Annotated in this window: 27 protein-coding genes; 13 read left to right on the top strand and 14 right to left on the bottom strand. The window is 63.0% G+C overall.

Annotation, left to right across the window (positions count from 1 at the left end; all coding sequences use genetic code 11):
• Window positions 1–236: 236 nt before the first annotated feature.
• Complete coding sequence (locus tag ABID58_RS22370; RefSeq protein WP_354034681.1) at window positions 237–500, bottom strand: hypothetical protein; 264 nt, start codon at window positions 498–500, stop codon at window positions 237–239.
• Between the two features lie 51 nt (window positions 501–551).
• Here ABID58_RS22370 and ABID58_RS22365 point away from each other — a divergent pair, with 51 nt between their 5' ends.
• On the top strand, window positions 552–1,172 hold the full coding sequence (locus ABID58_RS22365) for a TetR/AcrR family transcriptional regulator (protein WP_354034856.1): 621 nt from the start codon (window positions 552–554) through the stop codon (window positions 1,170–1,172).
• 9 nt (window positions 1,173–1,181) lie between these two features.
• On the opposite strand, the gene ABID58_RS22360 is transcribed toward ABID58_RS22365, so the two are convergent.
• The 3 genes from ABID58_RS22360 to ABID58_RS22350 form a co-directional block, all read right to left on the bottom strand.
• A complete protein-coding gene (locus tag ABID58_RS22360; protein WP_354034680.1) occupies window positions 1,182–2,489 on the bottom strand; it encodes a GGDEF domain-containing protein in 1,308 nt (435 codons plus the stop codon).
• 235 nt (window positions 2,490–2,724) lie between these two features.
• Window positions 2,725–4,029, bottom strand: coding sequence for a nicotinate phosphoribosyltransferase (pncB, locus tag ABID58_RS22355; RefSeq protein WP_354034679.1), 1,305 nt, complete (start codon window positions 4,027–4,029; stop codon window positions 2,725–2,727).
• Between the two features lie 79 nt (window positions 4,030–4,108).
• Window positions 4,109–5,029, bottom strand: coding sequence for a LysR family transcriptional regulator (locus ABID58_RS22350; RefSeq protein WP_354034678.1), 921 nt, complete (start codon window positions 5,027–5,029; stop codon window positions 4,109–4,111).
• A gap of 106 nt (window positions 5,030–5,135) precedes the next feature.
• On the opposite strand from ABID58_RS22350, the gene pcaH reads away from it, so the two are divergent.
• Together pcaH and pcaG are read left to right on the top strand one after the other, a co-directional pair.
• Window positions 5,136–5,918: a protocatechuate 3,4-dioxygenase subunit beta gene (gene pcaH, locus ABID58_RS22345; protein WP_354034677.1), complete on the top strand. Its 783-nt coding sequence runs from the start codon at window positions 5,136–5,138 to the stop codon at window positions 5,916–5,918.
• A 4-nt stretch (window positions 5,919–5,922) separates the two neighbouring features.
• A complete protein-coding gene (gene pcaG / locus ABID58_RS22340; RefSeq protein WP_354034676.1) occupies window positions 5,923–6,549 on the top strand; it encodes a protocatechuate 3,4-dioxygenase subunit alpha in 627 nt (208 codons plus the stop codon).
• Window positions 6,550–6,574: 25 nt separating this feature from the next.
• Here pcaG and ABID58_RS22335 read toward each other — a convergent pair whose 3' ends face one another.
• Window positions 6,575–7,189, bottom strand: coding sequence for a LabA-like NYN domain-containing protein (locus ABID58_RS22335; protein WP_148755412.1), 615 nt, complete (start codon window positions 7,187–7,189; stop codon window positions 6,575–6,577).
• 534 nt (window positions 7,190–7,723) lie between these two features.
• Window positions 7,724–8,113, bottom strand: coding sequence for a nuclear transport factor 2 family protein (locus ABID58_RS22330; protein WP_354034675.1), 390 nt, complete (start codon window positions 8,111–8,113; stop codon window positions 7,724–7,726).
• 120 nt (window positions 8,114–8,233) lie between these two features.
• Between ABID58_RS22330 and ABID58_RS22325 the strand changes: the two genes are divergently transcribed.
• Together ABID58_RS22325 and ABID58_RS22320 are read left to right on the top strand one after the other, a co-directional pair.
• Window positions 8,234–9,184, top strand: a complete 951-nt coding sequence (locus ABID58_RS22325) for a GlxA family transcriptional regulator (RefSeq protein WP_502916422.1) — start codon at window positions 8,234–8,236, stop codon at window positions 9,182–9,184.
• A gap of 94 nt (window positions 9,185–9,278) precedes the next feature.
• Window positions 9,279–9,668, top strand: a complete 390-nt coding sequence (locus tag ABID58_RS22320; protein ID WP_354034673.1) for an SPW repeat protein — start codon at window positions 9,279–9,281, stop codon at window positions 9,666–9,668.
• Window positions 9,669–9,676: 8 nt separating this feature from the next.
• Here the strand turns inward: ABID58_RS22320 and ABID58_RS22315 are convergent, their stop codons facing one another.
• Window positions 9,677–10,582 (bottom strand): helix-turn-helix domain-containing protein, encoded by a 906-nt coding sequence (locus tag ABID58_RS22315; RefSeq protein WP_148755416.1) that lies wholly within the window; start codon window positions 10,580–10,582, stop codon window positions 9,677–9,679.
• A gap of 50 nt (window positions 10,583–10,632) precedes the next feature.
• Between ABID58_RS22315 and pobA the strand changes: the two genes are divergently transcribed.
• The gene (gene pobA / locus ABID58_RS22310) at window positions 10,633–11,805 is read left to right on the top strand and encodes a 4-hydroxybenzoate 3-monooxygenase (RefSeq protein WP_354034672.1); all 1,173 of its coding nucleotides are present in this window, start codon (window positions 10,633–10,635) and stop codon (window positions 11,803–11,805) included.
• A gap of 194 nt (window positions 11,806–11,999) precedes the next feature.
• Here pobA and ABID58_RS22305 read toward each other — a convergent pair whose 3' ends face one another.
• Together ABID58_RS22305 and ABID58_RS22300 are read right to left on the bottom strand one after the other, a co-directional pair.
• Window positions 12,000–14,150, bottom strand: coding sequence for a CHASE2 domain-containing protein (locus ABID58_RS22305; RefSeq protein ID WP_354034671.1), 2,151 nt, complete (start codon window positions 14,148–14,150; stop codon window positions 12,000–12,002).
• Between the two features lie 19 nt (window positions 14,151–14,169).
• Window positions 14,170–14,838 carry a hypothetical protein gene (locus ABID58_RS22300; RefSeq protein ID WP_354034670.1) on the bottom strand — a complete coding sequence of 223 codons (669 nt, stop codon included), beginning with the start codon at window positions 14,836–14,838 and terminating at the stop codon, window positions 14,170–14,172.
• A 167-nt stretch (window positions 14,839–15,005) separates the two neighbouring features.
• Between ABID58_RS22300 and ABID58_RS22295 the strand changes: the two genes are divergently transcribed.
• The 5 genes from ABID58_RS22295 to ABID58_RS22275 all read left to right on the top strand — a co-directional run bounded on the left by ABID58_RS22295 (window position 15,006) and on the right by ABID58_RS22275 (window position 17,612).
• Window positions 15,006–15,623, top strand: a complete 618-nt coding sequence (locus ABID58_RS22295) for a hypothetical protein (RefSeq protein WP_354034669.1) — start codon at window positions 15,006–15,008, stop codon at window positions 15,621–15,623.
• Window positions 15,578–16,045, top strand: coding sequence for a hypothetical protein (locus ABID58_RS22290; protein ID WP_354034668.1), 468 nt, complete (start codon window positions 15,578–15,580; stop codon window positions 16,043–16,045). Before ABID58_RS22295 ends, ABID58_RS22290 begins: the two co-directional genes overlap by 46 nt.
• 150 nt (window positions 16,046–16,195) lie before the next feature.
• Window positions 16,196–16,642, top strand: coding sequence for a hypothetical protein (locus ABID58_RS22285; protein WP_354034667.1), 447 nt, complete (start codon window positions 16,196–16,198; stop codon window positions 16,640–16,642).
• A 126-nt stretch (window positions 16,643–16,768) separates the two neighbouring features.
• The gene (locus ABID58_RS22280) at window positions 16,769–17,053 is read left to right on the top strand and encodes a hypothetical protein (RefSeq protein ID WP_354034665.1); all 285 of its coding nucleotides are present in this window, start codon (window positions 16,769–16,771) and stop codon (window positions 17,051–17,053) included.
• A 130-nt stretch (window positions 17,054–17,183) separates the two neighbouring features.
• Window positions 17,184–17,612: a CHRD domain-containing protein gene (locus ABID58_RS22275; RefSeq protein ID WP_354034664.1), complete on the top strand. Its 429-nt coding sequence runs from the start codon at window positions 17,184–17,186 to the stop codon at window positions 17,610–17,612.
• A 54-nt stretch (window positions 17,613–17,666) separates the two neighbouring features.
• Here ABID58_RS22275 and ABID58_RS22270 read toward each other — a convergent pair whose 3' ends face one another.
• From ABID58_RS22270 to ABID58_RS22255, 4 genes are all read right to left on the bottom strand, one after another.
• Window positions 17,667–18,032 (bottom strand): VanZ family protein, encoded by a 366-nt coding sequence (locus tag ABID58_RS22270; RefSeq protein WP_354034662.1) that lies wholly within the window; start codon window positions 18,030–18,032, stop codon window positions 17,667–17,669.
• Window positions 18,033–18,184: 152 nt separating this feature from the next.
• Complete coding sequence (locus ABID58_RS22265) at window positions 18,185–19,777, bottom strand: EAL domain-containing protein (RefSeq protein ID WP_354034660.1); 1,593 nt, start codon at window positions 19,775–19,777, stop codon at window positions 18,185–18,187.
• Window positions 19,778–19,919: 142 nt separating this feature from the next.
• The gene (locus ABID58_RS22260; RefSeq protein ID WP_354034659.1) at window positions 19,920–20,084 is read right to left on the bottom strand and encodes a hypothetical protein; all 165 of its coding nucleotides are present in this window, start codon (window positions 20,082–20,084) and stop codon (window positions 19,920–19,922) included.
• 566 nt (window positions 20,085–20,650) lie between these two features.
• The gene (locus tag ABID58_RS22255; RefSeq protein ID WP_354034658.1) at window positions 20,651–20,824 is read right to left on the bottom strand and encodes a hypothetical protein; all 174 of its coding nucleotides are present in this window, start codon (window positions 20,822–20,824) and stop codon (window positions 20,651–20,653) included.
• A gap of 432 nt (window positions 20,825–21,256) precedes the next feature.
• On the opposite strand from ABID58_RS22255, the gene ABID58_RS22250 reads away from it, so the two are divergent.
• Complete coding sequence (locus ABID58_RS22250; RefSeq protein ID WP_354034656.1) at window positions 21,257–21,568, top strand: hypothetical protein; 312 nt, start codon at window positions 21,257–21,259, stop codon at window positions 21,566–21,568.
• A gap of 561 nt (window positions 21,569–22,129) precedes the next feature.
• Window positions 22,130–22,399: a hypothetical protein gene (locus tag ABID58_RS22245; protein ID WP_354034655.1), complete on the top strand. Its 270-nt coding sequence runs from the start codon at window positions 22,130–22,132 to the stop codon at window positions 22,397–22,399.
• 318 nt (window positions 22,400–22,717) lie between these two features.
• Here ABID58_RS22245 and rfbB read toward each other — a convergent pair whose 3' ends face one another.
• Window positions 22,718–23,782, bottom strand: a complete 1,065-nt coding sequence (gene rfbB, locus ABID58_RS22240; RefSeq protein ID WP_354034653.1) for a dTDP-glucose 4,6-dehydratase — start codon at window positions 23,780–23,782, stop codon at window positions 22,718–22,720.
• Between the last annotated feature and the right edge of the window lie 6 nt (window positions 23,783–23,788).

The raw sequence follows: 23,788 nt of genomic DNA, 5'->3' as shown, positions 1-23,788 counted from the left end.
GGTCCCTCCGATCCTGTTGGTCTCCAAGTGGTCTCGTCAGGTTCGCAAATATCCGGTTGCGGCCGCGGGTTCGGGCGGAAATGCCGCGCTTACGGGGATTGCCCTAGCCGATGAGCAAAAGCTGAATCGTCTCTCTCTCACAACCGCGGGATCGGCCACGAATGTCCGGACATAATAAGTCTTTGTTGCGGCCTGTCCTCGCATTCGAACCGACTCGCATGCGCACCGGTTTCTCTTCAGGTGAGGTGAGCGAGGTGGCGAAAGGGGTTTAAGCGGCCGAGCACGCTGAAGCGGCGGCGCTCGTGGCGGGAACGACGGGTGGTCCGCCACATCCGGAAGGTCGCGCGGCGCCCAGCGAGCACGCCGGCAATATCGCAGGCATTCGCGATCCGATCGATAGGGGCCATGACGACCCGCAGTAGGGCGCGGCCGAAGCCGCTCAAGAGAGCCGCGGCGTCGTCGACGAAGGTGGAGGCGATATCGACAGCGAGGGTTTGCATTTTGCAGGTCTCCGGGTTAGTTTGAACAATGTTCACGTGAGTAGCTTTAAAATGAACAATGTTCAAGAAGAATCATTGCGGGACCAGAAAAAAAATCGACGGCGTCTCCAGATCCTGGAGATCGCCCGCAGCATTATTGCGACTAAAGGATTGAGATCGTTGAAGGTTCGAGACGTGGCCGAGGCCGCCGGCTGCTCGGTCGGCAGCGTCTATAACGAGTTCGGCGACTTCGACGGGGTGATCCTGACGGTCAATCGGGAGACGGTTCAGGCGTTGACGGTGCGGCTGGGCCGGGTTCCGGCTGAGGACCCGGTCCGCCAGCTCTATGGTCTCGCCGAGACCTATCTCGAATTCTTCGCCGACAACGCCAATCTGTTGCGCTCGCTGTTCGAGCATCGGATGGAGGACGACCGTCCTTATCCCGACGACATTCTTCAGATGGTGATGGACGCCTTCGCGTTGATGCATCCGCCTCTGGTGCGTTTGCTACCGGATGCGGATGACGTGAAGATCGCACTGCTGTCGCGGACGTTGTTTTCCGCAGTGCATGGGATCATCTCGCTCGGCCTCGAAGAACGCATGGTCGCCGTGCCGCCGCAGATGCTGCGCCAGCAGGTCACGCATTTCCTGGACGCGCATCTCCTGGGTCTCGGGATCTTGCCGGGACAATAGCGGTGACGCTCACGCGCGGGCAGCTTCCCGCGCCGGCGCAGCGACGAGAGCGACGTCCGGCTTTCCGTTGTCGACTTGAACCCGGTTACGCCCCTTTTCCTTGGCGCGATAGCAGGCGGCATCCGTCCGGCGCATCGCCTCCTCGAGCGTGGTGTTGGCGTCGGCAATGCAGGCAACGCCGATGCTGGCGGTCACCGCAAAATAGCGATCGTCCCAGGCGAAATTGAACATCTCGAGTGATCGCCGCAGCCGCTCGGCGATATCGACGGCGTCGTACGGCGCGCATTGCGGCAGGATCAGGCCGAACTCGTCACCGCCGAGCCGTGCGACCAGATCGTGCGGCCGCCGGTCCTGCTGCAGCAGGCGCGCGACCTGACACAGCAGTCGATCCCCGGCAAGATGGCCGCAGCTGTCATTGACGCTCTTGAACTGGTCGAGGTCGAGCAGGATCAGGCTGAGTGAATTTTCGCCGCTATCATCGAGCTCCCTCTGCAGGCGCGCCTCGAAGGCCCGCCGGTTGGCGATGCCGGTCAACCAGTCATGCGAGGCCTGATAGGCGAGGCGCTCCTTCTCGGCATGCAGCGCATCCTCGAACGCCTGCCGCTGTAGCACCAGTCGTCGCGTGTGCCAGATCAGGAGCAGGATCAGGATCGCGGCGGTGGCGATGTTGAGCCATGTCAGCGTCAGCTTGATGGCGCGGGAGCCTTCGCCGAGCACGGTCGAGAATCGCTCGGCATGCCCTGTGAACTGCCTGTTCAGCTCCGAGAGGCGGGACGATAGGAATTGCAGACGGTCGCTGTCCCTGACGGGACCGTTTTTTAGTTCACTCTTGATGACTTCACCGAAGACGCTGAGTTCCAGCAGCATCGGATCGGTGGCAGCCCACTCCCGGATCGCTTCGCGGAGGAAGCTGACTTGGTTGAAATAGCGGAACAGCCAAATCAGGCCGGGGACGTCATCTGGATGGTTGCCACCCTGCAGGAAGCCGATGCGCGCGAGCTCGACGTCGACCGGATCGCCCTCGAGTGCCCATCTCGCGTATTCGTCGCCGATCGGGACGGCGAGCGAGGTCTGATATTGCGCGAACTGGCTGGCCTGGCCCGAATGCAGATAGAGATTGAGGAAATAAACGGCGTTCTTCTGCGAGCGCGACCACATCGCCTCGCCCGCGACATAGGCGCGAACCGATGACATCACCTCTAAGCTGAATCCCGCGATCGCCGCCTGAAGCACGACGACCGTCACGAAAGGCGAGACAAGCTTGATGACGTGAAGGAAGCTGCGTTCCTTCGCCGACGTTGCTGTTCTACGAAACACCCTGCGTTCCCCAAATCGCTCAACGATCCCAGCGGAGCGTTCCGCTCATAACGCGAATGAGGCGGGAACGCTGCTTAACTCGACCTCGAAAAGCCGAGAGACTGTCTCGCAGAGTGAAGGTGTCGTGAAACGGATTCGTGCAGATCGCCGCAAATGCCGCCAAACCGGAACCGGCGCGCCGATGCCGCGAATCCGACCCTCGCGATTTACTCGATTGAGAGAATTTGGATCGGGGCTAGACCAGCACAGGCTTGCGCACGCGGCCGGCATCGCCGAACACGCGCAAATAGCGCTCGATCTCCGAGGGAAGACCGGTTGCCTTCTCCGGATTGTCGGAGAGCTTGACGGCCGGATGTCCGTCGACCGACGACACCTTGCACACGATCGAGATCGGATCGAGATCGAATGAGCCATCCGGCGCGCAGCCGACGAAATCGTTGGTGAGGTTGGTGCCCCAGCCGAACGAGAGCCGCGAGCGGCCGGAGAAGTGGTGATAGGTCTCCTCGATCGAGCCGACATCCATCGCGTCGGAGAACACGAGCAGCTTGTCCTTGGGGTTGCGGCCCTTCTTCGCCCACCATGCGATGATCTCTTCGCCGGCCTGGATTGGCGGCGCGCTGTCGGGGCGGAAGCCGGTCCAGTCCGCCACCCATTCCGGCGCATCGCGCAGGAAGGCTTTGGTGCCGAAAGCATCCGGCAGCGCGATCAGCAGATTACCGCCATAGGTCTGACGCCACTGGTCGAGAACGCGATACGGCGCCCAGCGCAATTCTTCGTCGTCCTTGGCGAGCGCGGCGGCGACCATCGGCAGCTCATGCGCATTGGTGCCGATGGCTTCGAGATCGTTGTCCATCGCCAGCAGCACGTTGGAGGTGCCGATGAAGGACGAACCCAGGCCCTCCTTCACCGCTTCTACGCACCAGCGCTGCCACAGGAAGCCGTGGCGGCGGCGGGTGCCGAAGTCGGACAGCCGCAAATTTTCCAGCTCGCGCAGCCGCTCCACCTTGGTCCATAGCTTGGCCTTGGCGCGGGCATAGAGCACGTCCAGCTCGAAGCGGCCGCGGCCCTTCATCGCCGAACGCGAGCGCAATTCGTTGAGGATGGCGAGCGCCGGAATCTCCCACATGGTGGTATGGGTCCAGGGCCCGTGGAAATGCAGCTCGTACTGGCCCTCGACCTGGCGCAGCTCGTATTCGGGAAGGCGGAATTCGGCGAGCCAGCGGATGAAATCCGCGGAGAACATGTGCGTCTTGCCGTAGAAGGTGTTGCCGGCGAGCCAGATCAACTCCTTCTTGGTGAAGCGGATGGTGCGGGCATGATCGAGCTGGGCGCGCAGCTCGCCCTCGTCGATGATCTCGGCAAGGCGCACATGGCGCGAACGATTGATGACCGAAAACGTCACCTGTTGATCCGGGTATGATTCCCGAATCAGCTGTAACATCAATAGCTTATAGAAGTCGGTATCAAGCAGGCTGCGGATGATGGGATCCAGCCGCCAGCTGTGATTGTAGGTTCGGCTCGCGATATCGGTCACTGTCATGTGGGAATTCTAGCGTGGCTCTCCCTGCGCAACCAGTGGGTTTGGCGAGGGGCGGGCTTCCGAAACTTGGGACGGGGTCTCAAGTCTCCGCGGCGGTCGCGGCCACGGCTTCGAGTTGGGCCCTGATCCAGCGATGCGCCGGGTCCTTCTGATAGCGCTGGTGCCAGACCATGAACATCGGCAGTTCGGCCAGCGTTCGCGTGCGTGAGGCCAGCGGTATCAGCGCATGCGCGAAGCCACGCATCACGCCGGAGGCCAGCAGGCTCGGCATGCTCGCCAGCATCTGCGTCCCGCGCAGGAACGACGGCACGCCGGAGAAGCTCGGCACGGAGATGGCAATGTCGCGGTGGAAGCCGTTCGCGGCGAGCCGGCGGTCGAAATCGAGCCGCTCGTTGTCGGTATAGACCACGGTGATGTGGCGCGCTGCGAGATAGGCGCTACGGCTGCCTGGTGCGGTGCGCGCCTTGGGATCGTAATAGCAGACGTAATGATCCCGCAGCAGCCGCTTCTGCACGATGTCGATGCCGGACGGCGGCAGCGGTGTGATCAGGAGATCGCAACGATTCTCGCGCAGCATCGCAGGCGAGGGCGACTGCGATGGGATTAGACGCAGATTGAGGCTCTTCACCTGCGCGGCGACATGTCCGAAGAAGCGCGGCAGCAGCAAATCGCGCTGAAGGTCGTTGGCAGCGATCGTCAGCGAGAGCTGCGCGCTCGCCGGCTCGAACGTGACACCGCCTGCGAAGCTGCGCATCTCGTCGATCAGCGCCCGCGCTTTTGCGGCCAGAGCCTGGGCGTGGGCGGTCGCGACAATGCCACGGCCGGATTTGGCGAACAGCGGATCGCCGGCGATCCGCCGCAGCTTGTTCAGGGCGTGACTGACGGCCGACTGTGTCAGGCCGAGCCGGATTGCGGCAGCCGTCACCGAACCTTCCTCCAGCACGGCGAGGAACAGTTCGAGGGCGTGGCCGTCGAGCGCCAAATGATCGATTTTTTTCATGCAATATATTATAATCGATCTATTTATCTGTGGAATAGGCCGGCCCATGATCTCCCGATAGGCCGTGCGCCAGGACCGGCCGCAGCCAAAGGGAGAGACAACGCCGATGAATGCCCAGGCGCCAGCCTTAAGGGATCGCCGCCTCAACGCTCCCGAGCCGTTTACGCCGCGTGACGGCGGCTTCTTCCAGCGCGACCGCGCCATCCATCCGCCGGCCTACGCGCCCGGCTACAAATCCTCGGTGCTGCGCTCGCCGCGCCAGCCGCTGCTGTCGCTGGAGAGCTCGGTCTCGGAGATCACGGGGCCGGTGTTCGGCCACAACGATCTCGGCCCGCTCGACAACGATCTGATCCGCAACTACGCCAAGGACGGCGATCCCGTCGGAGAGCGCATCATCGTCCACGGCCGCGTGCTGGACGAGATCGGCCGCGGCGTGCCGAACACGCTGGTCGAGTTCTGGCAGGCCAATGCCGGCGGCCGCTACCGGCACAGGAAGGACACGTATCTGGCGCCGATCGATCCGAATTTCGGCGGCTGCGGCCGCGCGCTGACCGATAACACCGGCTATTACTACTTCCGCACCGTGAAGCCTGGGCCCTATCCCTGGCGCAACTTCGTCAACAGCTGGCGTCCCGCCCACATCCACTTCTCGGTGTTCGGCTCGGGCTTTGCGCAGCGGCTGATCACGCAGATGTACTTTGAGGGCGATCCGCTGATCCCGGTCTGCCCGATCCTGACGACGATCCCGGACAAGGACGCGCTCGATCGCTTGGTGGCGCCGCTCGACCTCAACGCCTCGACGCCGTTCGACTCACTCGCCTATCGCTTCGACATCGTGCTGCGCGGCCAGCGCTCCACCTATTTCGAGAACCGTCCCGAAGGGAACTGAGCCCATGCCGCAGCCGCTCAACTATCTCAAGGAAACCGCCTCGCAGACCGCCGGACCCTACGTTCATATCGGCCTGATCCCGGCCATGGCCGGCTTCGACATTTTCGAGAAGAACTTTTCCAACGTGCTGGTGACGCCGAACACGAAGGGTGAACGCATCACGCTGCAAGGCAGGGTGATCGACGGCAGCGGCACGGTGCTGCGCGACGTTCTTTTGGAGATCTGGCAGGCCAACGCGGCCGGCCGCTACAACCATCCGGCTGATCGTTCGGCCGGCGCGCTGGACGAGGACTTCCGCGGCTGGGGCCGTGCCGGCTCCGATTTCGAGAGCGGACTCGTCACCTTCGAGACCATCAAGCCGGGTGCGATCGTCGACAGGGCCGGGCGCAAATGCGCGCCGCACGTCGACATCTGGATTGTCGCCCGCGGCATCAATATCGGGCTCAACACCCGGCTCTATTTCTCCGATGAAGAGGCCGCCAACGCCGCCGATCCCGTGCTCAATCTGGTCGAGCCTCCGGTGCGTCGCAACACGCTGATCGCCACCCGCAGCGAGCGCGCCGGCAAGGCTGTTTATTCCTTCACGATCAATTTGCAGGGGCCGGACGAGACAGTGTTCTTCGACGTCTGACGATCCAGGGATCGTCAGGCCAAGATTATTCCAGCTGGTCGCTTCGATTCACCGTTCCGCGCGCGATGAATTGCGGCGGTTGCTGACGCATCTCGCGCGATCCCGGCCGTTCCGCCGGATCGCGCCCCACTCTCGGCTTCAGTTCCGCCAGGTCAACGAAGATGTCCGCCTGTCGGCGCAGTTCGTCGGCGATCATCGGCGGCTGGCTGGCCAGCGTGGAGATGACGGTCACCCGGACGCCGCGGCGCTGCACGGCTTCCACCAGCGAACGAAAATCTCCATCGCCTGAGAACAACACGATCTGATCGACGTGCCCGGCGAGCTCCATCGCCGTCACGGCGAGGTCCACGTCCATGCTGCCCTTCACCTTGCGGCGGCCGGTGGTGGCGTCGACAAACTCCTTGGTGAGCTTGGTGACGACGGTATACCCGTTATAGTCGAGCCAATCGATCAATGGGCGGATTGACGAGTATTCCTGATCGTCAATGAGTGTCGTGTAGTAGAAGGCCCGCAGCAACACGCCTCGGCCGCGAAATTCGCTGAGCAGACGCCTGTAATCGATGTCGAAACCGAGCGCCTTGGAGGTGGCATAGAGATTGGAGCCATCGATGAAGAGCGCGATCTTCTCAAACGAAGACATTAAGCACGAAACTCCAGTTTCGCATGGAAGCCGGCAGCTTCGACCGCGAGGGCTCGACGTGTCGGCCGGGAAAACACCGAGGTCGCTGACGGCTTGCTGAAAAAGCAGCGCAGACGACCGGACAGGGTGTGGCCGTCTTGCGCCAAGGTTAGGGAGGTCCGTGCCACCAGCGTCTGGGGCGCCGAATGCAGCTACGATAAGGCGTGCGCATTCCGCGCTCAATCGTACGGAGGTAAACGAATTCTATCCAAAGGGTTGGTCGCGCTATACCAAGGTAAGTAGAAGCGCCGGGAATAGTGGCGGGCCCGGTCCGAATTCGCCTGATCCCGGCTATGGCCGCCTTCGATTTTCGAGCGACGAGCGCGCTGTCAAGGTCGTGTATTCTTCGCGATCAACTTGCAGGGGCCGGAGAAGGTCTTGTTCTTCGATGTTTGCTTCACTTGATCAGGAATGAGCCGGCCGCATCCGATGACGAGGCCAGCTCTCTTGTCGTGGTGGAGCTTGGACCGCCGAGCTCCGTCGGTGACGCGCTAGCTAAAATCCGGTCGGTCCCACCGCTCCGACCCAGCGCTTGACCTTGGTGGGATCTTTTTCGTCCATATAGAAGAAATGGGCCATCGTCGGTCTCACGGGTTCGATGCTGGGATCGTCGAAGCGCATCGCGACCTTGCCGTGGAAGATCTTGAGCTCAGGGCTGTCCCAGTACTCGACGACGTCATGCAGCGCGGTGAAGCCACGGTCGATGAACTGCCGCAGATTGTTGCGGATCGCCTCACGGCCGTGCCAGTCGGCCACGCCGAGATTGCAGATAGCCTCTTCGGCGAAACAGTCAAAACCCTTGCCAAAGGTCTTGTCGTCGATCTCCTTCCACATCGCGAGAAGCCATTCCGGCGGGGCGGTCTTGGTAAAAGTCTTCGTGGTCATGGTCTCTCCTCGAGGCTGGACAGCGGCAACTTAACCGGGCACGCTTTGGCGCAAATGCCAAAGAGCCCTCGCTTTTCGCCAAGTACCATTTCGCGCGCCACGCGGAGTTCCGTGCGCGTGATCGAAGTGCTGGCTTATCCATCGGTACAGCTGCTCGACGTCACCGGACCGCTCCAGGTGTTCGCGACCGCCAACGAGCAGATCGTGGAGGCCGGCGGAACGCCGCCTTATGCGCTTCGCGTGGTGGCGAAAGATCGCGCGCGGGTGACGGCGTCCTCAGGATTGGCAATTGCAACGGAGCCGCTGCCGCGCGCCGGCAGCGGGCTGGACACGTTGGTTGTCGCAGGTGGTCCGGGTGTCGATCTCGCCGCTTCCGATCCGGTGCTGTTGGACTGGCTGCGGCAGCGCGTGAAGAAGGCGCGGCGCGTGGCGTCGGTTTGCACCGGCGCATTTCTGCTCGGTGCATCCGGCGCGCTCGACGGACGCCGTGCGGTGACCCATTGGTCGTATTGCGCCGAGCTCGCGCGGCGTTTCCCGGCCGTGCGCGTCGAGCCAGATCCGATCTTCGTGCGCGATGGCTCGATGTGGACCTCGGCGGGCGTAACCGCCGGCATCGATCTGGCGCTGGCCCTGGTGGAGGAGGATCTCGGCCGCACCACCGCGCTGGCCGTGGCGCGTTATCTCGTCGTCTTCCTCAAGCGGCCGGGCGGGCAGGCGCAGTTCAGCGAGGCGCTGTCGCTGCAATCCGCCGAGGATGAATTCGGCGTGTTGCACCAATGGATCAGCAAGCATCTCGCCGGCGATCTCTCTCTGTCCAGACTGGCACGCGAGGCCGGCATGAGCGAGCGCAGTTTCAGCCGCCATTATGCCAAGGCGACCGGACTGACGCCGCTGCGGGCCATCGAGCGGTTGCGGGTGGAAGCTGCGCGGCGAATGCTGTCGGAGACGCGCCTGCCGGTGAAGCGGATATCCCAGCGCTGCGGTTTCGGGTCGGAGGAGACCATGCGCCGCAGTTTTCTGCGCGTGCTGGCCACGGCGCCGCAGGACTATCGTCGTCGGTTCGGTTCCTGAGCGAGACCAAAGTCTAGCCAATAAGCCCACGCCGAATGGGAACCAAATCGCTTCCCAGTCTTTGCTCCGACGGGTCCCCCGCGGAGGGTGTGTCATGAGCAGGCTGCAAGAGCGCGAAACTGTCCCTGACGTCTATAATCTGTTTCTCGCCGCCGTTCTCTTCATATCGCCATGGCTGTTCAAATTGACAAATAGTCAGGGCAAGATCGACCTCTGGGTCACGAGCGCGATCATCGTCGTGCTCTCGCTGGCAGCCATCATCGCTTACCGGGACTGGGAGGAATGGATCAACGTCCTGATGGGCGTCTGGCTCATCGCGTCGCCCTGGCTGCTCGGATTTCCGCATACGCGGGCGATGCATCTGAGCATCGGCTTCGGCGTCCTCATCGTGCTGCTGGCGCTGCTCGATCTCTTCCTGCATTACGAGAAGCGGCATCCGGACGAAGCGCCGGTGGAATCCGCGCAGGAGCGAGCGCACCAGTAACATGTGGATCAGCCTTCATCGCCATGAATCTGAGCGCGAAAGGCGCGCGGTGACAGCCCGGTGGCTGCGGCGTAGACCCGGCTGAAATAGGCGGGGTCCTCGAAGCCGAGCGCATAGGCGATCGTCGAGACCGGAAGATTTGTATAGACGAGGTTGCGGCGTGCCTCGCGGATCAGCCGGTTCAGGATCAGGTGCGAGGCGGTATCGCCGGTTGCCGCGCGCGTGATGCGGTTGAGATGGGTCGGCGTGATCGCCAGCGCGTTCGCGTAGTCCGCAACGGTCCGGCGCTCCAGATGATGCTGTTCGAGCAGGGCTTCGAAGCGGCGGAACAGATTTGATTCAGAGCTGCTGCTGGTGCCGCTCTCGGCTGTAAGCGCTCGTGCCACGAGGCCGATCATGGCGGCCGACAGCGCGCGGAGCACATGCGCGCGGCCGAAATCGCGCGCAGCGTGCTCGGCAAAGATCTGTTTCATCGTCGCGCGGATCTGCGGCGTGCCGCGAACGACGGCCGATCGTGACAGCACGCCGCGCAGGCCCTCGGCGGCGAGCAGTGCCTCGTCCAGGATTTCCGCGGCGATGGTCAGAACCCAGCCCTGGGTCTCCCGCACGAAACGGAAGCCGTGGACATGGCCGACCGGCACGTTGACGATCTGCATCGGCCTGAGCGGCACCACGCGTCCGTCGAGTGTCGCCTCGCCGCCGCCGCGCTCGATCAGCAGCACCTGGTGCAGCCGGGCGTGGCGGTGCACGGCGAGCGTCCAGTCATGCAGCACCGAGCGCGACGCAATCGTCTCGCAATGGACGACGTCCGGCAGGTCGCCGGCTTCACCGAACAGATTGTAGACCCGGATGGCCGGGGCGGGGGCTGCGGTTCTCATGTTCGAATAGTACAAGACAATGGCGAAAGCCTCCATCGGTACAGGCGGCGGAATCTGCAAAAAAGTGCCGACGGGAGGACGGAAAAATGAAAGTTCAGGTTTGCATCATCGGCGGCGGGCCGTCCGGGCTGCTGCTGTCCCAGCTCCTGCACCTGAAGGGCATCGATACCATCGTGCTGGAGAAATACAGCCGCGAGCACGTGCTGGCGCGCATCCGCGCCGGCGTGCTCGAGCATGGCTTTGCCCGGCTGATGCGCGAGGCGCAATGCGGCGAGCGGATGGACCGCGAGGGCGAGATCCACAACGGCTTCGAGATCGCCCATGACGGCGTGCTCTCCCATGTCGATCTAAACAAGCATTCCGGCGGCAATTCGGTGCTGGTCTACGGCCAGACCGAGCTGACGCGCGACCTCTATGAGGCGCGCGACCGGCTCAGTGGCAAGGTCGTGCATAATGCCGAGGACGTGACGCCGCATGATCTGACCTCCGACCGGCCCTACGTGACGTATCGATCGAACGGCGAGACCGTCCGCGTTGATTGCGACTACATCGTCGGCGCCGACGGATTTCACGGCGTCAGCCGCAAATCGATCCCGAAGGATGCGCTGCGTGAATATGAAAAGGTCTATCCGTTCGGCTGGCTCGGCGTGTTGTCGCGGACCAGGCCGGTGTCGCCTGAGCTCATCTACGTGAAGCATGCGCGCGGCTTTGCGCTCTGCTCGCTGCGCTCACAGGTGCTGAGCCGCTATTACCTCCAGGTGCCGCTGACTGACAAGGTCGAAGACTGGTCGGACGATGCATTCTGGGCGGAGCTGAAGCGTCGCCTGCCCGATGAGGTCGCAGACCGCTTGATCACCGGCCCCTCGATCGAAAAGAGCATCGCGCCTTTGCGCAGCTTCGTCGCCGAGCCGATGAGCTATGGCCGACTGTTCCTCGCCGGCGATGCCGCCCACATCGTGCCGCCGACCGGCGCGCGCGGGCTGAACAGCGCTGCTTCCGACATCTATTACCTCTACCACGCGATGCTCGCGCACTATCAGGATGGCGACGATTCCGGGCTGGCGGGCTACTCCGCCAAGGCATTGGCGCGGATATGGAAGGCGCAGCGCTTCTCGTGGTGGATGACGATGCTGCTGCACCGTTTCCCCGATCGTTCCGAGTATGAAGATCGTCTCCAGCAGACCGAGCTGGAGTACCTGTTGTCGTCCGAGACGGCGCAGCGGTTGCTCGCGGAGAATTATGTGGGGCTGCCGTTTTAGGTTTGTTACGTCTGATGCTGGCTTCTTTCCTTCTCCCCTTGTGGGAGAAGGTGGCGCGAACCGCCGGATGAGGGGTTTTCTCCGCGGATGTCGCCGCCTGAGAGTTATGTGCGGATAGAACCCCTCACCCGTCTCGCCGCTGCGCGTCGAGCCCACAAGGGGAGAGGGTGCATCGGTGCACCTGGCTCGCGCCGCTACTTCCCTTCCAGCGTATTCACCGCCGTCCAGTTGGCCGGCGGTGGATGCGCCGCCAGTGTCCGCGCACGCTTGGCAAAATATCGGCACGGCGGATCGTCGCCGGCGGCGCTCTCGAACAGCTCGGCCGCTTTGGCGAAGTCGCGCGCACGCCAGCACGCAAGCCCGCTGGCGTAAGTTGCCGTGCGGATGCCCTGCTCCTGCGTCTCGTGGTTCTTCTCGGCGAGCGGCTCGTACACCCTGATCGGCTCGTCGCGTCCCTGCACCCTGACCATGTCGAGCTCGCGCCAGGTGTAGGCGCTGCGGCTCTGGTTCACAGTCATCTCGGACGCCATGATCACGGTGCCAAAGTATTTGTTGGCGCCTTCGAGCCGCGAGGCGAGGTTCACGGTATCGCTCATGACGGTGTAGTTGAAGCGCCGGCGCGAGCCGATATTGCCGACCACGGCTTCGCCGCTGTTCAACCCGATGCGGTGGGCGAGGCCGCGGCCACGGAACGCGGGATGGCTTTCGTTGAGCTCCTCGAGCCGGTCGCGGCATTGCAGCGCGGCAGCGACCGCGTTGCGTGCATGATCGGGATCGTCGGCCGGCGCGCCGAACATCGCGACGATGGAATCGCCGATATATTTGTCGACATAGCCGCCGTGGCTTTCGATAATGTCGGTCATGTCGGAGAGATAGTCGTTCATCAGCGCGACCAGCTCGCTTGGCGTCATCTTCTCGGCGATCGAGGAGAAGCCGCTGAGGTCAGAGAAGAACATGGTGATGTTGCGCATCTCGCCCCCGAGCACGGGCATCTTGCCGGAGGCGACCATGCCGTCGATCACCTCGGGTGCGAGATAGAACGCAAAGCTCTTGCGCAGGAAGCGCTCCTCGCGGTCGGCGATCACGAAGCGGTAGCCGATCATCATGGCGAGCGCTGCGAGACCGGCGAGCACGGGCTCGGTCAGGGGCAGCGCGATGGCATGCGCGAATGTGCTGACGGCGATAGCAGCGTAGGCGACGGTGAGCCCAAGCCAGGTAACCGCCGCGCCGGTCGGAGCGAGCAGGCAGGCGGCAGCGGCAATGATCGCCGCGAAAACAATTGTCAGGATCGTCCGCAGCGGGAAGCCGAGCTCGGTGATGGCATCATGCTCGAGCAGATTTCGCACGACCGTGGCGTGAACGAAGACGCCGGCGACCGCGTTGCGGGCTTGTTGCGCGGTGCTTGCAGGCGCGGGCAGGGCGCATCGCGACCCGGGTGTCCCGTCATATCCGCTGGCCAGGCGCATTGAGGTGAGCTTGCGGTCTTCGAAATTGAGGATGCTGCCGAGCAGCACGATCTTGCCCTCGAAGGCGCGGCGGAAGAACTCGGTGTCGCCCTTTTCGACGCAGGCGCGCAAATCGGCGAAGGAATAAGTGGGGACGTCGCGGCCCATGCCGCGGAAATTGAGCGTGAGCGTGTTGGTGACCGCTCTCGGGATCGCGTAGCCGGACAATTTCGTTACGCCGATCGGCCCGGTCTCGGGCTTGGCACCGAGTGCGCGCGCGGCGAGCTCGACGGCCATTGCGGACACTGGCTGGCCCGCGATGGAAAAGCTTAGCGGCATTCGCCGGATTACGTCGTCGGCGTCGGTATGGACGTTGAGGGCGCGGATGTTGTCTTTCACCGCCAGTTGCTGCGCGCGATCCGGCCGCTCCGGATGGTCGTTGCTGAGAATTTCGCCGAGCACGAGCTTGCCGCTGTCGGAAAGCTTCCGCACGGCGATAAGGTAGTCCCGGTCAAATCCCTTCAAACGGGTGCCGAACGACGCATCGCCGAACGGAATCGCCGATTGCTCGATCGAGCTTTGAAAGATCACGTCGAAGCCGATGATCTTGGCGCCCCCGTCAGTGATACTTCCGAGCACCCGGCCGATCTCGCGCGTCCATGTCTGGGTCGGCGATCCCTTGAAAGGCGGCGTGTCGTAGGTCTCCCCATCGATGGCCACGACGACGACCGGTGACGTCGCGGGATCGCGGCGGTCACCGATGAGCTTCCAGCGCAAGGCCGTGAGGATGTCGAGCGAGAGCCCTTGCAGGGTCTGGAGCGGCGGAGACGTGAAAGTTGCGCCCGTAACGAGCGCTATCATGATCGCCGCAACGATGTCCCACCTGCCGATCCGCCGCATCGTTGCTGTCGCTGGCCGGCTATTCGAGCCGAAGCAGACGGCCGACGATCGGCGTCGGCGACGAGGTCGCGCTGGCGTCGACCTGGAAGGTGTAGCGCTTGGTGCCGAGCTTCGCGAGGTAGCTGCCGCCCGGCGTCAGCGACTTGCCGGCTTTCGAGAGGTCATAGAATTTTCCGGCGATCATGATGTCGTTCTTGAGCGGGAGGCTGATCGTGGGCTCCTTGCCGTCGGTGCGTTCGATCACCAGCGTGCTGCCGCTCTTGGCCTGAATCAGTGGCGCTGTGCCGTAGATCGTCGGCAGCTTGGCCGGCGCACTGTTGGCATCGGATCGCATGGTGCGGAACGTGGTTGCCGCGCTCTGGTTCGCCTCGCGCTCGGAGAGCTGCGCGGCGTTGGCGTCGCAGGGCACCTTGACGCGCTGGACGTTGCCGAGTTGCACGGTGCTTTGCTCCGCGCCGACCAGCACGACGCCCTCGGTGATGGTCTCGCGCAGGCAGGATTTCAGATAGCTGAGCGTGATGCCAGCCTTGGGGCCGAGCTTGATGATCTTGCCGGGCGCCACGTAGTCCATGAATTCGATGCCGTCGACCTTGCCCTGCACGTCCTCGACGATGGCGGCGGGCGTCTCGGCAATGGCGGGAGCCGCGAGGCAAAACACGCCGGCGATCGCGCCGATCAGGCTTCTCATGACTTTTTCATCCAGTTCGAACAAGGTACCCGAGTGATCCACGTGCCAGCGGGAGCCTAGCAGGGGATCGCCCAAGCAAGTGTGATCAGAATCACTCTTGGTATTGGTGCACCCTGGCAGGAACAGGTTCAAACCGGTGATGGCAGAAAACGGCGCCGCGGCAAACCGTGACTCTAGACGCGATGGCGCGACGGCAGACGGCCGGGGTGGCTTCGCCCGCGGTCCAGGTCCGGATGGCTCCCGGCCGCGCCTATATGTGCGACGGTGGCCTCTGGTTTCGGCAACGGCGTCGCAGCTTGCCCGGCGGCGGCCCAGCTCAGGGGGACGCGCAGCGCGAGTTCGGCGGCGACATCGGCCAGATCATCCGCGCGCTGTCGGCGATCCTGAACGATGCAAGTGGCGTCGTCGGTCACGGCCGCACGCTGTTCGGTAGCGAGAACGGTTCTTCCGCCTCGTTCCTGACCCGCATCAAGCAGACGCTGGCTCACGCCTCGACCCTGATCGGCACTTGCGAGAGCGCCGGACGCTCGGTCGACCAGGCGCTCGCGGTCGTCGAGGATACGCTGGCAAAATTCCGTCAGGCCATTGCGGGGCTGGCGGAAGCCACGGTCGACATCACCCTGATCGGCATGAATGCGGGCCTCAAGGCGAGCCATCTCGCCAGCCGCGGCAGCGCTTTCGTCGTCATCGCGAACGAGCCAAGAAGACCGCCGATCAGGTCTCGGCCGGCGCCGGCCGCTTGCGGCCCGTGCTCGACGGCATCGAGCGCTCCGCCAATGAGTTGAAGGAGCTTCGCGTCCAGGGCGATCCCACGCAGCTCACCAATCTGGAGCCGCAGATCCTCCGGGCGCTGCGCGAAGTCGAGGCCGGTAACGAGCAGCTCGGCAAGCTTATGAGCCGGCTCGTCGACGAAGGTGCCGAATTCGAGGGCCTGATGAATTCGGCGCAAGGCCTGATGAGCTCGCTCGGCGAGTCTTCTGCGACGTTGCCCGCCGTCGCTGCGCGCCTGGAGACGGCAAGCGCAGGCGCGCATCGGCCGCGTCCGCAGGACGAGGCGCTGCTCGACGATCTGTTCGCGCGCTACACGATGGAGCGGGAGCGCGACGTCCACCGGGAATTTTTGCAAGCCCTCGGGCTGTCGTCGAGCGCCGCGGCCCGCCGGGTCGAGGCGGTCGTGCCTGCGGATGACGGCATCGAATTGTTTTGAGTTTGCAGCCGGCGTCGCGCATGCGGCACCGGAAATTTGACGAATTGGTTTTGCAAGGCATTAACCGTGCCGGAATACGCGCCGCATCAGTCATTGTCGCGCCCCAGAGTTCGTCGCAAATACGTTTGAATTTTACGACGGATGTTTTTCATGCTGAGAGACGGCAAATACGCTGCCTGGTTTAGAACCCCGCGTGGCCAGGGCACAGGCCTTGTCGAATTGATCGAGGGGCGGATCTCGGGCTGCGACAGCTTCTTCACCTATGGCGGCTCCTATCAGGTCGATCAGCAACGCTTCACGGCTGTCTTGGCAGTGAAGCGCCATACCGAAGGCAATCCGAGCGTGTTTGGTCCTGATGAGGTCGAGGTCAATCTGACCGGCCTCTGCAGCGGCGCGATGGCGACGTGCTCGGGCACGGCGCGAGAGGCGCCGGAGGTCAGGTTCGAGTGCACGCTGATCTACAGCCAGGAAGAAGCGCTTGCAGCCGACGCCAGATGCGCGGTCGTCAAGCTCAATCCCGACAAGCTGCCCAAGGGGCTGGACAGCCGGTCGCGGCCGCGGCCGCCGTTTACGCCCTCCAGGCCTCCCGCGTCCTGATGTGTCCTGCGCCTTAGCTTTGCGTTGACGCTGTTGCCGCGAAAGCGCCTGAAGACCGCACCGCGGCAAGAGTGCTTTTAGATGTGAAATCTAGGTTGAGGCCTATAACAAAAGGCGGACAGGGATATGCCTCAGATCTGGATGACTTATGACGAACTCGCGACGCTCAGCGGCTGCAGTGCCGCCGAGGCCAGGGTGCTGGCGCTGCATCTGTCGCTCGATCGCCGCAAGAGCCGCGATGGAAACACCCGCGTCAAGCTGGACTTCGCCTTGACGACCCGGTTCTTCGAAACCATTCGCGAGGGCGAATTCGGCGTCGATGACGCGATCACGGCGCTGCGCGAAACCCACCGGCAGATGTCGGGCGGTTTCACCTCCGGTCAGCAGAGCTTCAGGCGCGGCGTGGCGTAAGTCCGCCGCTTCCGGCCGCAGTCGGCTCCGTTCGAATCAGGCATAATCACCCAGCCGGAATTTGGCGCGACCTCTGGTGTTTCACACCGGAGCAGGTCGAAACCAATGAGATCCGGGCTGGGAGGTTACCATGATGAGAGCCGTGTGCCTGGCGGGTGCGTTGGGTTTTGCGCTCCCGTCTCTTCTTGCGACGGCGGTCCGTGCCGAAGTGATCAAACTGCAGGCGGAACTCAGGGGCAGCAACGAAGTGCCGCCTAACACGAGCTCCGGCTCCGGCAAGGCCGAGGCGGCTTTCGACACCGATACCAAGATCCTGACCTACACGGTCACCTATGCGGATCTGACCGGTCCCGCGCTCGGCGCGCATTTCCATGGACCGAGCGAATCCGGCAAGAATGCCGGCATCGCGCTGCCGTTCAAGTTAACGCAAAGCCCGATCCACGGCACCGCAACCCTCACCGAGACGCAGGCTGCCGATCTCTTGGCCGGCAAATGGTATGCGAACATCCATACCGCGGCCAATCCAGGCGGTGAGCTGCGCGGGCAGATGGCAAAATAATCTGCCGGACCAAGCTGCGCATCGCGCTCGCGATGTGGGTCGACGCCGCTCGCGTCAGGACGGCGGTCTGGGCAGAAAAGCCAGAATGGTCTGGGCCAGGCTGACGCCGAGGATGCCGCCGGCTGCCTTTTGCAGCACGTCGATGAACCGCGGATCGCGGTCGGGCACCATCGCCTGCAACATCTCGAGCCCGACGGCGACGGCGATCACGAATGCGCAAGCCAGCCTGAAGCGTCCCGGCAGCAGGAAGGACAGCAGGAAGCCCAGCAGGCTGTAGGCGCTGAAGCGCTCGATGACCACGACCCAATAGGCCTCGGCATGGCCCATCAGCACCGGTCTGCCCGCAAGCGTAGCCAGCGTGGCATAGACGATCAGCGCAAGGCAGATGGCCGCAGCTGCGATGAGATGATTTCGGCGCATTGCAGCATCATAGCCGGTCGACCGGTGTGCCGCTCTCGAAAGCGGAGAATATCGTTAAGGGGCGTATGTGGTCGATTGTGTGTGCACGACTGGTGGTTCGCACCGGGACATGTTCGGATGACAATTGTTCGAATTCGGGCCAGCCGGCCCGGTCAGGCCACCAGTGCAGTGTCGCCGGCTGGAGCCGCGACTGCGGTCGCCGCACGCCGCGACGCCATCAGTTCGCTGAATTTCGCAAGGGGCAGGGGCGCGGCGACGAGATAGCCCTGACCCTCCTCGACACCGCACGAGATCAGCGCGCGGACCTGCTCCTCGGTTTCGACGCCTTCCGCAACCACGGTCATGTGGAAATCCCTTGCGAGCGTCACCAGCATCTCCACGATCGTCGTGGTCGAGGCGTCGACCGTGATAGTGTCGACGAAGAACTTGTCGATCTTGATCGTGTTGGCGCCGAGACCCTTCAGCCGCGACAGCCCGCTATGGCCGACTCCGACGTCGTCGATGGCCACGCGAAAGCCGTAGTCGCGCAACTCACGCACAACGGCCGCGGCGCGCGCGAGATCGTCGAGCTCGTCGCGCTCGGTCACCTCGATCACGATCTGCCGCGCGGACACGCGTGCCGCCGTGACGGTGCTGCGGAGCGTTTCGATGAAGCCTGCGCCGAGCATGTGCCTGGGCACGACATTGAACGAGAGCTTGAAATCCTTGTCGGCTTTGAGCTGCGGCTGGAGGTCGGCCAGCGCGCGGCCTAGCAGCTGCCAGGTCATGGCCTCGATCCGTCCGCTGGATTCCGCCAGCGGGATGAAGTTCATCGGCGGCACCACCGTGCCGTCTTCGCGCAGCCAGCGCGCCAGGATCTCGCAGCCCCTGATCTCGCCGGTGCGGAGATCGAAGATCGGTTGGAAGTAAGGCTTGAATTCACCCCGCGCCAGTGCACGATCGAGATCGGCGACGGGCCCCTCCAAGCGCTGCGCCCGCGACAGCAGCATGCCGAACAGTGCGCCGAGCACGAGCGCGGCCGCCATTGCCGGCCAGTAGGCCTCGCTGTTCCATGTCGACAGTACCGATCTGTCAATGCGGATGACCGCGCGCAACGGATAGCGCGCTGAGCTTTTCTCAAAATCAATCGGATGCGGCAGCGTCTTGCCGGCTTCGAGCGCGAACTCGCCGAGCTGTGCACCGTTCCTGAGCGCAAGCAGAACCTCGCTGTGGGCGCGCAGCTCGGCCGGCATGATGTCGAACAGGCTGGAATTGATGCCGAGAATGGCAACCAGTGCCTTGTTGTCGCCTATGTCCCTGAGCACGCCGAGCGCGTCGCCGCCGAACTGCTCGACACGAAACAGCATCAGCTTCGAATCGCGCGACGCAAGCATGTCGGCCCGATCGACCCAGCCCTTGTCGAATTCGAGCGTCTCCGAATAGGCCGAGCAGATCACCGAGCCGTCGGAATTGACGAGGCGGACGTCCTTCACGGCGGAGCGTTGGTAGACGTGGAGGCGGATCGCCTGGAGCGATGCGGGATCGCATGTGGCGAGCCCGCGGCCGGCCAGCTCGTCAAGGCTCGCGGTCGCGAAGTCGACAGCGAATTCGGACCGGCGCAGCACGACTTCGGTCAGCTCGTCGAGCTGGCGTGCCTGCTGATCCCGGATGAACCGCGTCGCCGCGATGTGACCGGCGAGCGCGAACGCAACCATGCCCGCAAGCACGGGCACCGCCAGTGAGAGTTTCGGCCATGCTGCTTTCATCCGGGCCGCAGAGGTTCAGAGAGAATGACCAGAACTCTAACCGCGGAGGCGCTAAGATAGGGTTTAAGGCGATCGCATGCGGTTGCGTGACCGTCGGTTCAGCACCCGAAGGTCTCCGCCGCGACGGGTGGTGTCGGCCGCGTCAGGCGTGGCGGCGCAAATGCGATTTCACGCTGACGGGACTGAGATGGCGAGCACCGGTGCCCATTTTCCAGCTATCCGGCCTGGTCACCCACAATCGCCACGCCACGAACAGGATATTAACGCCGAACCAAATCGACATCACAATTAGGAAAGAGTTTGCCATGATCGGCTCCGCCTTCCGCATTCCTTTAGGGAACAATGCCGAGGCGGCCCTGGAGTTCCGCTCGTGGGTAAGCGATCGGCGCCGGTAGGGCGCGGCGTTCAACGCCGATTGTAGGACCAGCCCTTGTCGACATCGGTCGGGTAGCGGGCCGCGAAGTATGGGTTCTTGAGGCAGTTGCGCGCGGGATCATAGATCCGGTCCGCACATTCGTGGAAATTCAGGAATCGACAATCGAAGCCAAACGCACACCAGGGTGCCCCCTTCGGGAATCCGAACCCCACGGGAACTTGCGCCGACGCCACGGAAGGCAGAGCCAGGAGCAAAACTACGGCGAGTGTGCGGGACAACATGGTGCAATCCTCCATCAGACTATCGATCCGATACCGAGGCTTCGAGCAATTGCCTCGGCGACAAAAAGTCGATGTTCAATCGGAGAGTCTAACACCCGCGCACGGAGAGATCGAGAGCGCCGAAGCGTCTGGAATGCGTCGTTTTGCGACTTGCATTCGGCTGGTGCCGACGGCAATGGCCCGTATCCACGAAGTGTCGCTCGCGGCGTACGCCCGCTAGCTCTTCTTGGCGGCCTTTGACTTGAGCGCCAGGCCGAGGCGCAAGGCCATGCGCTTGATTGCGTCGGGCGATCGCCCGAGCTGCCTCGCTGCCTCCTCCAACGACGTCGAAGATTTGGCCAGCTCCATGAGCCGGCGGTCTTCCTTGAACGACCAGGGCTTCCGCGCCATAACCGAAATGATCCTCTTACATCGACATAACGACAAAGCCGCCAAGCGGACCCATGTCGCTCGACGGCCTTGCTTGGGTGGGGCCGGGCTCTTGGGGAAGCCCGGTGCGAAAATGGATATGCGATCGGTGAGACTTCGCAACAAACAACGGGGATTAAGCTAACCTCTCAACCTTACCGCGAGGAAATCGGCGCCGGGCGCTCCGTACAACTCCGGGGTTTTTCTGATCTCGCGCCGATCGGCGACGGCAGCAGCCATCCGCCCCTACGCCCCGCCACGACGTCCGGTTGCCGCAGAACCGGTCTGCCCTCCCGCAAGGCCGCTTGTGAAACTTTTCGGATGCGATCGGACGATCTCGCGTAAAAGCTGCAAACTGTTGAGTCGTTCAAATCCCGCTCAGGCGCCCATCGGAAAAATTGTTCCGTCACCCCGATGCTGGGCGCCGCATCGATTCAAAATTCGTTGAAGATCGATGTCGTGCAGGAGTCCGCGTGCACATCAACCGATTCTCGTCTGCGTCCGTCACGAGATCGTCGAATTCGTTGGGCTATGATCGTGCGAGCGATACGAATAAAAAAGAAGAACGGTATGCTTCAAAAAACGCTATCCGCAAAGCCTCTGGCGAAGATGAGAGAGCGGGCATTCGAAGGTGCCTTTCTCGGCATTGCGCTGATCGCAATGGCGGGCTGGGCCTATTTTATCATTCTGCTGTCAGTCAAATTCTTCTTCTGGCTGGTTGGTTGATGCAAACGGCCAGGAAGCAAGCACGCTGCTGCCCAAAAATTCCTGCCTGTGACGACAAAATCAGCGGCCATGATCACGATCTCGACACAACTCGAAGATGAGAATGTTCGCTAGGCGAATGGAGGCGACTGACGCGCGCCAAATAGAGAGACCTTCAAATGAGTTGGGTTTCGATTCTGATTTCGATCTTCGTTGGCTTCTGCATCGGCTACGCGACGCGCGCGCGGCGGGCGCACGGGGAGCAGCGACCGGTCCATGCGGCCTGGGAGCGCCAGCACGTGTCGTTAGCCAGGGCGCGCCGTGCGTTCTGAGTGGATTCAGCCGAAATCATACCGCGCGAAGGTAACCATACGAGGCCGGTCAGGCCGTGCCCGATGCTGTTCCCTTCGCATGCCCTCATCAAGTTGCGCACGGTTCTTGCAGGCACCTGATGGTCCTTGCGTGCGTGACTGAGTTTGGGAATCCGACACGGATGGTCCGGCAATTTGCCCTTGGTCGTTCGGACTTGCGGGTGGTGTCCTGTTGGTCTGAACGGCCCATGGATCGCGAAAGAGGTGCGCCATGACGAGCGTCAGGAACAACAATGCGCCGCGGCGATATTTTGTCGATGCGGTCGGCAGGCGTGTTCTGATCGGTCTGACGCCCGAGGAGACCTATGAGTTCGAGCGGCTCGACCGCGAGCCGGATGGCGGCCGAACCGGAGCCAGCTGGATCGAGCGGAGCTCTCAGCCTGCTCCCGGCGAGCAGCGCTGGCTGGAGCTGTACGCCAAGCATGAAGACGCATGGAAGGTCTGGATGGCGCAGAGCCGGGTCGATCAACCTTATCTCTAGTCTCACGCGCCAGAATCTCAGGCCAAATCGTCCGGGAAAGGCGGCGCGGGAAAAAGCTTCGCGAGGCGGTCCAGCCCCATCCCACGCACTCTTGCGTCCAGGGCATGCCGCGCCATGACGTGCCTGAACTTCCATTCAGGGCCGGAAAACTGGTCCGCGTCCCAGATCTGTGGCCTCGGACGACCATCCAGGCCGCGAATCCAGACGAAGTAGGATTCGTGCATCCTCGTGTCAGTCCCTCCTGCGGATCGACGCGGTCAGCCTGCCGTCACCTCCTGCGCGACGGCAGCTGCCACGAAGGGGTGGTCGACCCGCTAGCTAGCCGAGGCCGATCCGCTTCTGCTGATAGCCGCGATCGAGAATGGCTTGCCACCAGATGCGGTTGTCGAAGAACCAGCGAACCGTCTTGGCAAGGCCGCTTTCGAAATTCTCGTCAGCGCGCCATCCGAGCTCGCGCTCGAGCTTCGAAGCATCGATCGCGTAGCGGCGATCGTGACCGGGGCGGTCGGCGACGAACGAAATGAGGCCGCGCCGGGGGTCTGCCGTGCGCGGCGACATTTCGTCCAGCATATCGCAAATGCTTTCGACGACGTGCAAATTGGTACGCTCGTTTCGACCGCCGACATTGTACGTCTCGCCGATCGCACCGCGCTCGAGCACGAGCGTGAGCGCCTTGGCGTGGTCCTCGACGTAGAGCCAGTCGCGGATGTTCTGTCCGTCGCCGTAGACCGGCAGGGGCTCGCCGGCGAGCCCCTTGATGATGATGTGGGGAATCAGCTTCTCGGGGAAGTGATACGGCCCGTAATTGTTCGAGCAGTTCGTCACCATCGTCGGAAGGTCGTAGGTCTCGCGCCAGGCGCGAACCAGATGGTCGGAGGATGCCTTGCTCGCCGAGTAGGGCGAGTTCGGTGAATAGGACGTGGTCTCGGTGAAGTAACCGTCCTTGCCGAGCGACCCGAACACCTCGTCGGTGGAGATGTGGAGAAAGCGGAATTGCGAGCGGCGATCCGGGCTCAGGGCCCTCCAGTATCGCAGCGCCTCCTGCAGCAGTGTGAAGGTGCCGACGATGTTGGTCTGGATGAATTCGCCAGGGCCGTCGATCGAACGATCTACATGGCTCTCGGCCGCCAGGTTCATCACTGCGACGGGCTGGTACTTCTCGAACAGCTTGCGAAGCGAGGCTGCCTCGCAAATGCATTGCTGCTCGAATGCATAGCGGGGGTTTGCCTCGGCGTCAGGGATCGACTCGAGGTTCGCCGCATAAGTCAGCTTGTCGATGTTGACGACTCGCGCGTGCGTGTCGCGGAGGAGATGACGGACGACTGCAGAGCCGATGAAACCAGCACCGCCCGTGACGAAAATCGTGGAGCCTTCGAAACGCATGTGTGA

It is taken from the genome of Bradyrhizobium sp. S3.2.6 (genome assembly GCF_040546885.1).
GTDB classification, from domain to species: Bacteria; Pseudomonadota; Alphaproteobacteria; order Rhizobiales; family Xanthobacteraceae; genus Bradyrhizobium; species Bradyrhizobium cytisi.
This window is presented reverse-complemented; position numbering and strand designations above follow the sequence as displayed.

Bases quoted from the DNA above. Each gene is read 5' to 3' on its own strand.
- ABID58_RS22370 (WP_354034681.1), bottom strand. From the start codon at position 500: ATGCAAACCCTCGCTGTCGATATCGCCTCCACCTTCGTCGACGACGCC.
- ABID58_RS22365 (WP_354034856.1), top strand. From the start codon at position 552: ATGAACAATGTTCAAGAAGAATCATTGCGGGACCAGAAAAAAAATCGA.
- pncB (WP_354034679.1), bottom strand. From the start codon at position 4,029: ATGACAGTGACCGATATCGCGAGCCGAACCTACAATCACAGCTGGCGG.
- ABID58_RS22350 (WP_354034678.1), bottom strand. From the start codon at position 5,029: ATGAAAAAAATCGATCATTTGGCGCTCGACGGCCACGCCCTCGAACTG.
- pcaH (WP_354034677.1), top strand. From the start codon at position 5,136: ATGAATGCCCAGGCGCCAGCCTTAAGGGATCGCCGCCTCAACGCTCCC.
- pcaG (WP_354034676.1), top strand. From the start codon at position 5,923: ATGCCGCAGCCGCTCAACTATCTCAAGGAAACCGCCTCGCAGACCGCC.
- ABID58_RS22335 (WP_148755412.1), bottom strand. From the start codon at position 7,189: ATGTCTTCGTTTGAGAAGATCGCGCTCTTCATCGATGGCTCCAATCTC.
- ABID58_RS22330 (WP_354034675.1), bottom strand. From the start codon at position 8,113: ATGACCACGAAGACTTTTACCAAGACCGCCCCGCCGGAATGGCTTCTC.
- ABID58_RS22320 (WP_354034673.1), top strand. From the start codon at position 9,279: ATGAGCAGGCTGCAAGAGCGCGAAACTGTCCCTGACGTCTATAATCTG.
- ABID58_RS22315 (WP_148755416.1), bottom strand. From the start codon at position 10,582: ATGGAGGCTTTCGCCATTGTCTTGTACTATTCGAACATGAGAACCGCA.
- pobA (WP_354034672.1), top strand. From the start codon at position 10,633: ATGAAAGTTCAGGTTTGCATCATCGGCGGCGGGCCGTCCGGGCTGCTG.
- ABID58_RS22305 (WP_354034671.1), bottom strand. From the start codon at position 14,150: ATGCGGCGGATCGGCAGGTGGGACATCGTTGCGGCGATCATGATAGCG.
- ABID58_RS22300 (WP_354034670.1), bottom strand. From the start codon at position 14,838: ATGAGAAGCCTGATCGGCGCGATCGCCGGCGTGTTTTGCCTCGCGGCT.
- ABID58_RS22285 (WP_354034667.1), top strand. From the start codon at position 16,196: ATGCTGAGAGACGGCAAATACGCTGCCTGGTTTAGAACCCCGCGTGGC.
- ABID58_RS22280 (WP_354034665.1), top strand. From the start codon at position 16,769: ATGCCTCAGATCTGGATGACTTATGACGAACTCGCGACGCTCAGCGGC.
- ABID58_RS22275 (WP_354034664.1), top strand. From the start codon at position 17,184: ATGATGAGAGCCGTGTGCCTGGCGGGTGCGTTGGGTTTTGCGCTCCCG.
- ABID58_RS22270 (WP_354034662.1), bottom strand. From the start codon at position 18,032: ATGCGCCGAAATCATCTCATCGCAGCTGCGGCCATCTGCCTTGCGCTG.
- ABID58_RS22265 (WP_354034660.1), bottom strand. From the start codon at position 19,777: ATGAAAGCAGCATGGCCGAAACTCTCACTGGCGGTGCCCGTGCTTGCG.
- ABID58_RS22260 (WP_354034659.1), bottom strand. From the start codon at position 20,084: ATGGCAAACTCTTTCCTAATTGTGATGTCGATTTGGTTCGGCGTTAAT.
- ABID58_RS22255 (WP_354034658.1), bottom strand. From the start codon at position 20,824: ATGGCGCGGAAGCCCTGGTCGTTCAAGGAAGACCGCCGGCTCATGGAG.
- ABID58_RS22250 (WP_354034656.1), top strand. From the start codon at position 21,257: ATGCTGGGCGCCGCATCGATTCAAAATTCGTTGAAGATCGATGTCGTG.
- ABID58_RS22245 (WP_354034655.1), top strand. From the start codon at position 22,130: ATGACGAGCGTCAGGAACAACAATGCGCCGCGGCGATATTTTGTCGAT.
- rfbB (WP_354034653.1), bottom strand. From the start codon at position 23,782: ATGCGTTTCGAAGGCTCCACGATTTTCGTCACGGGCGGTGCTGGTTTC.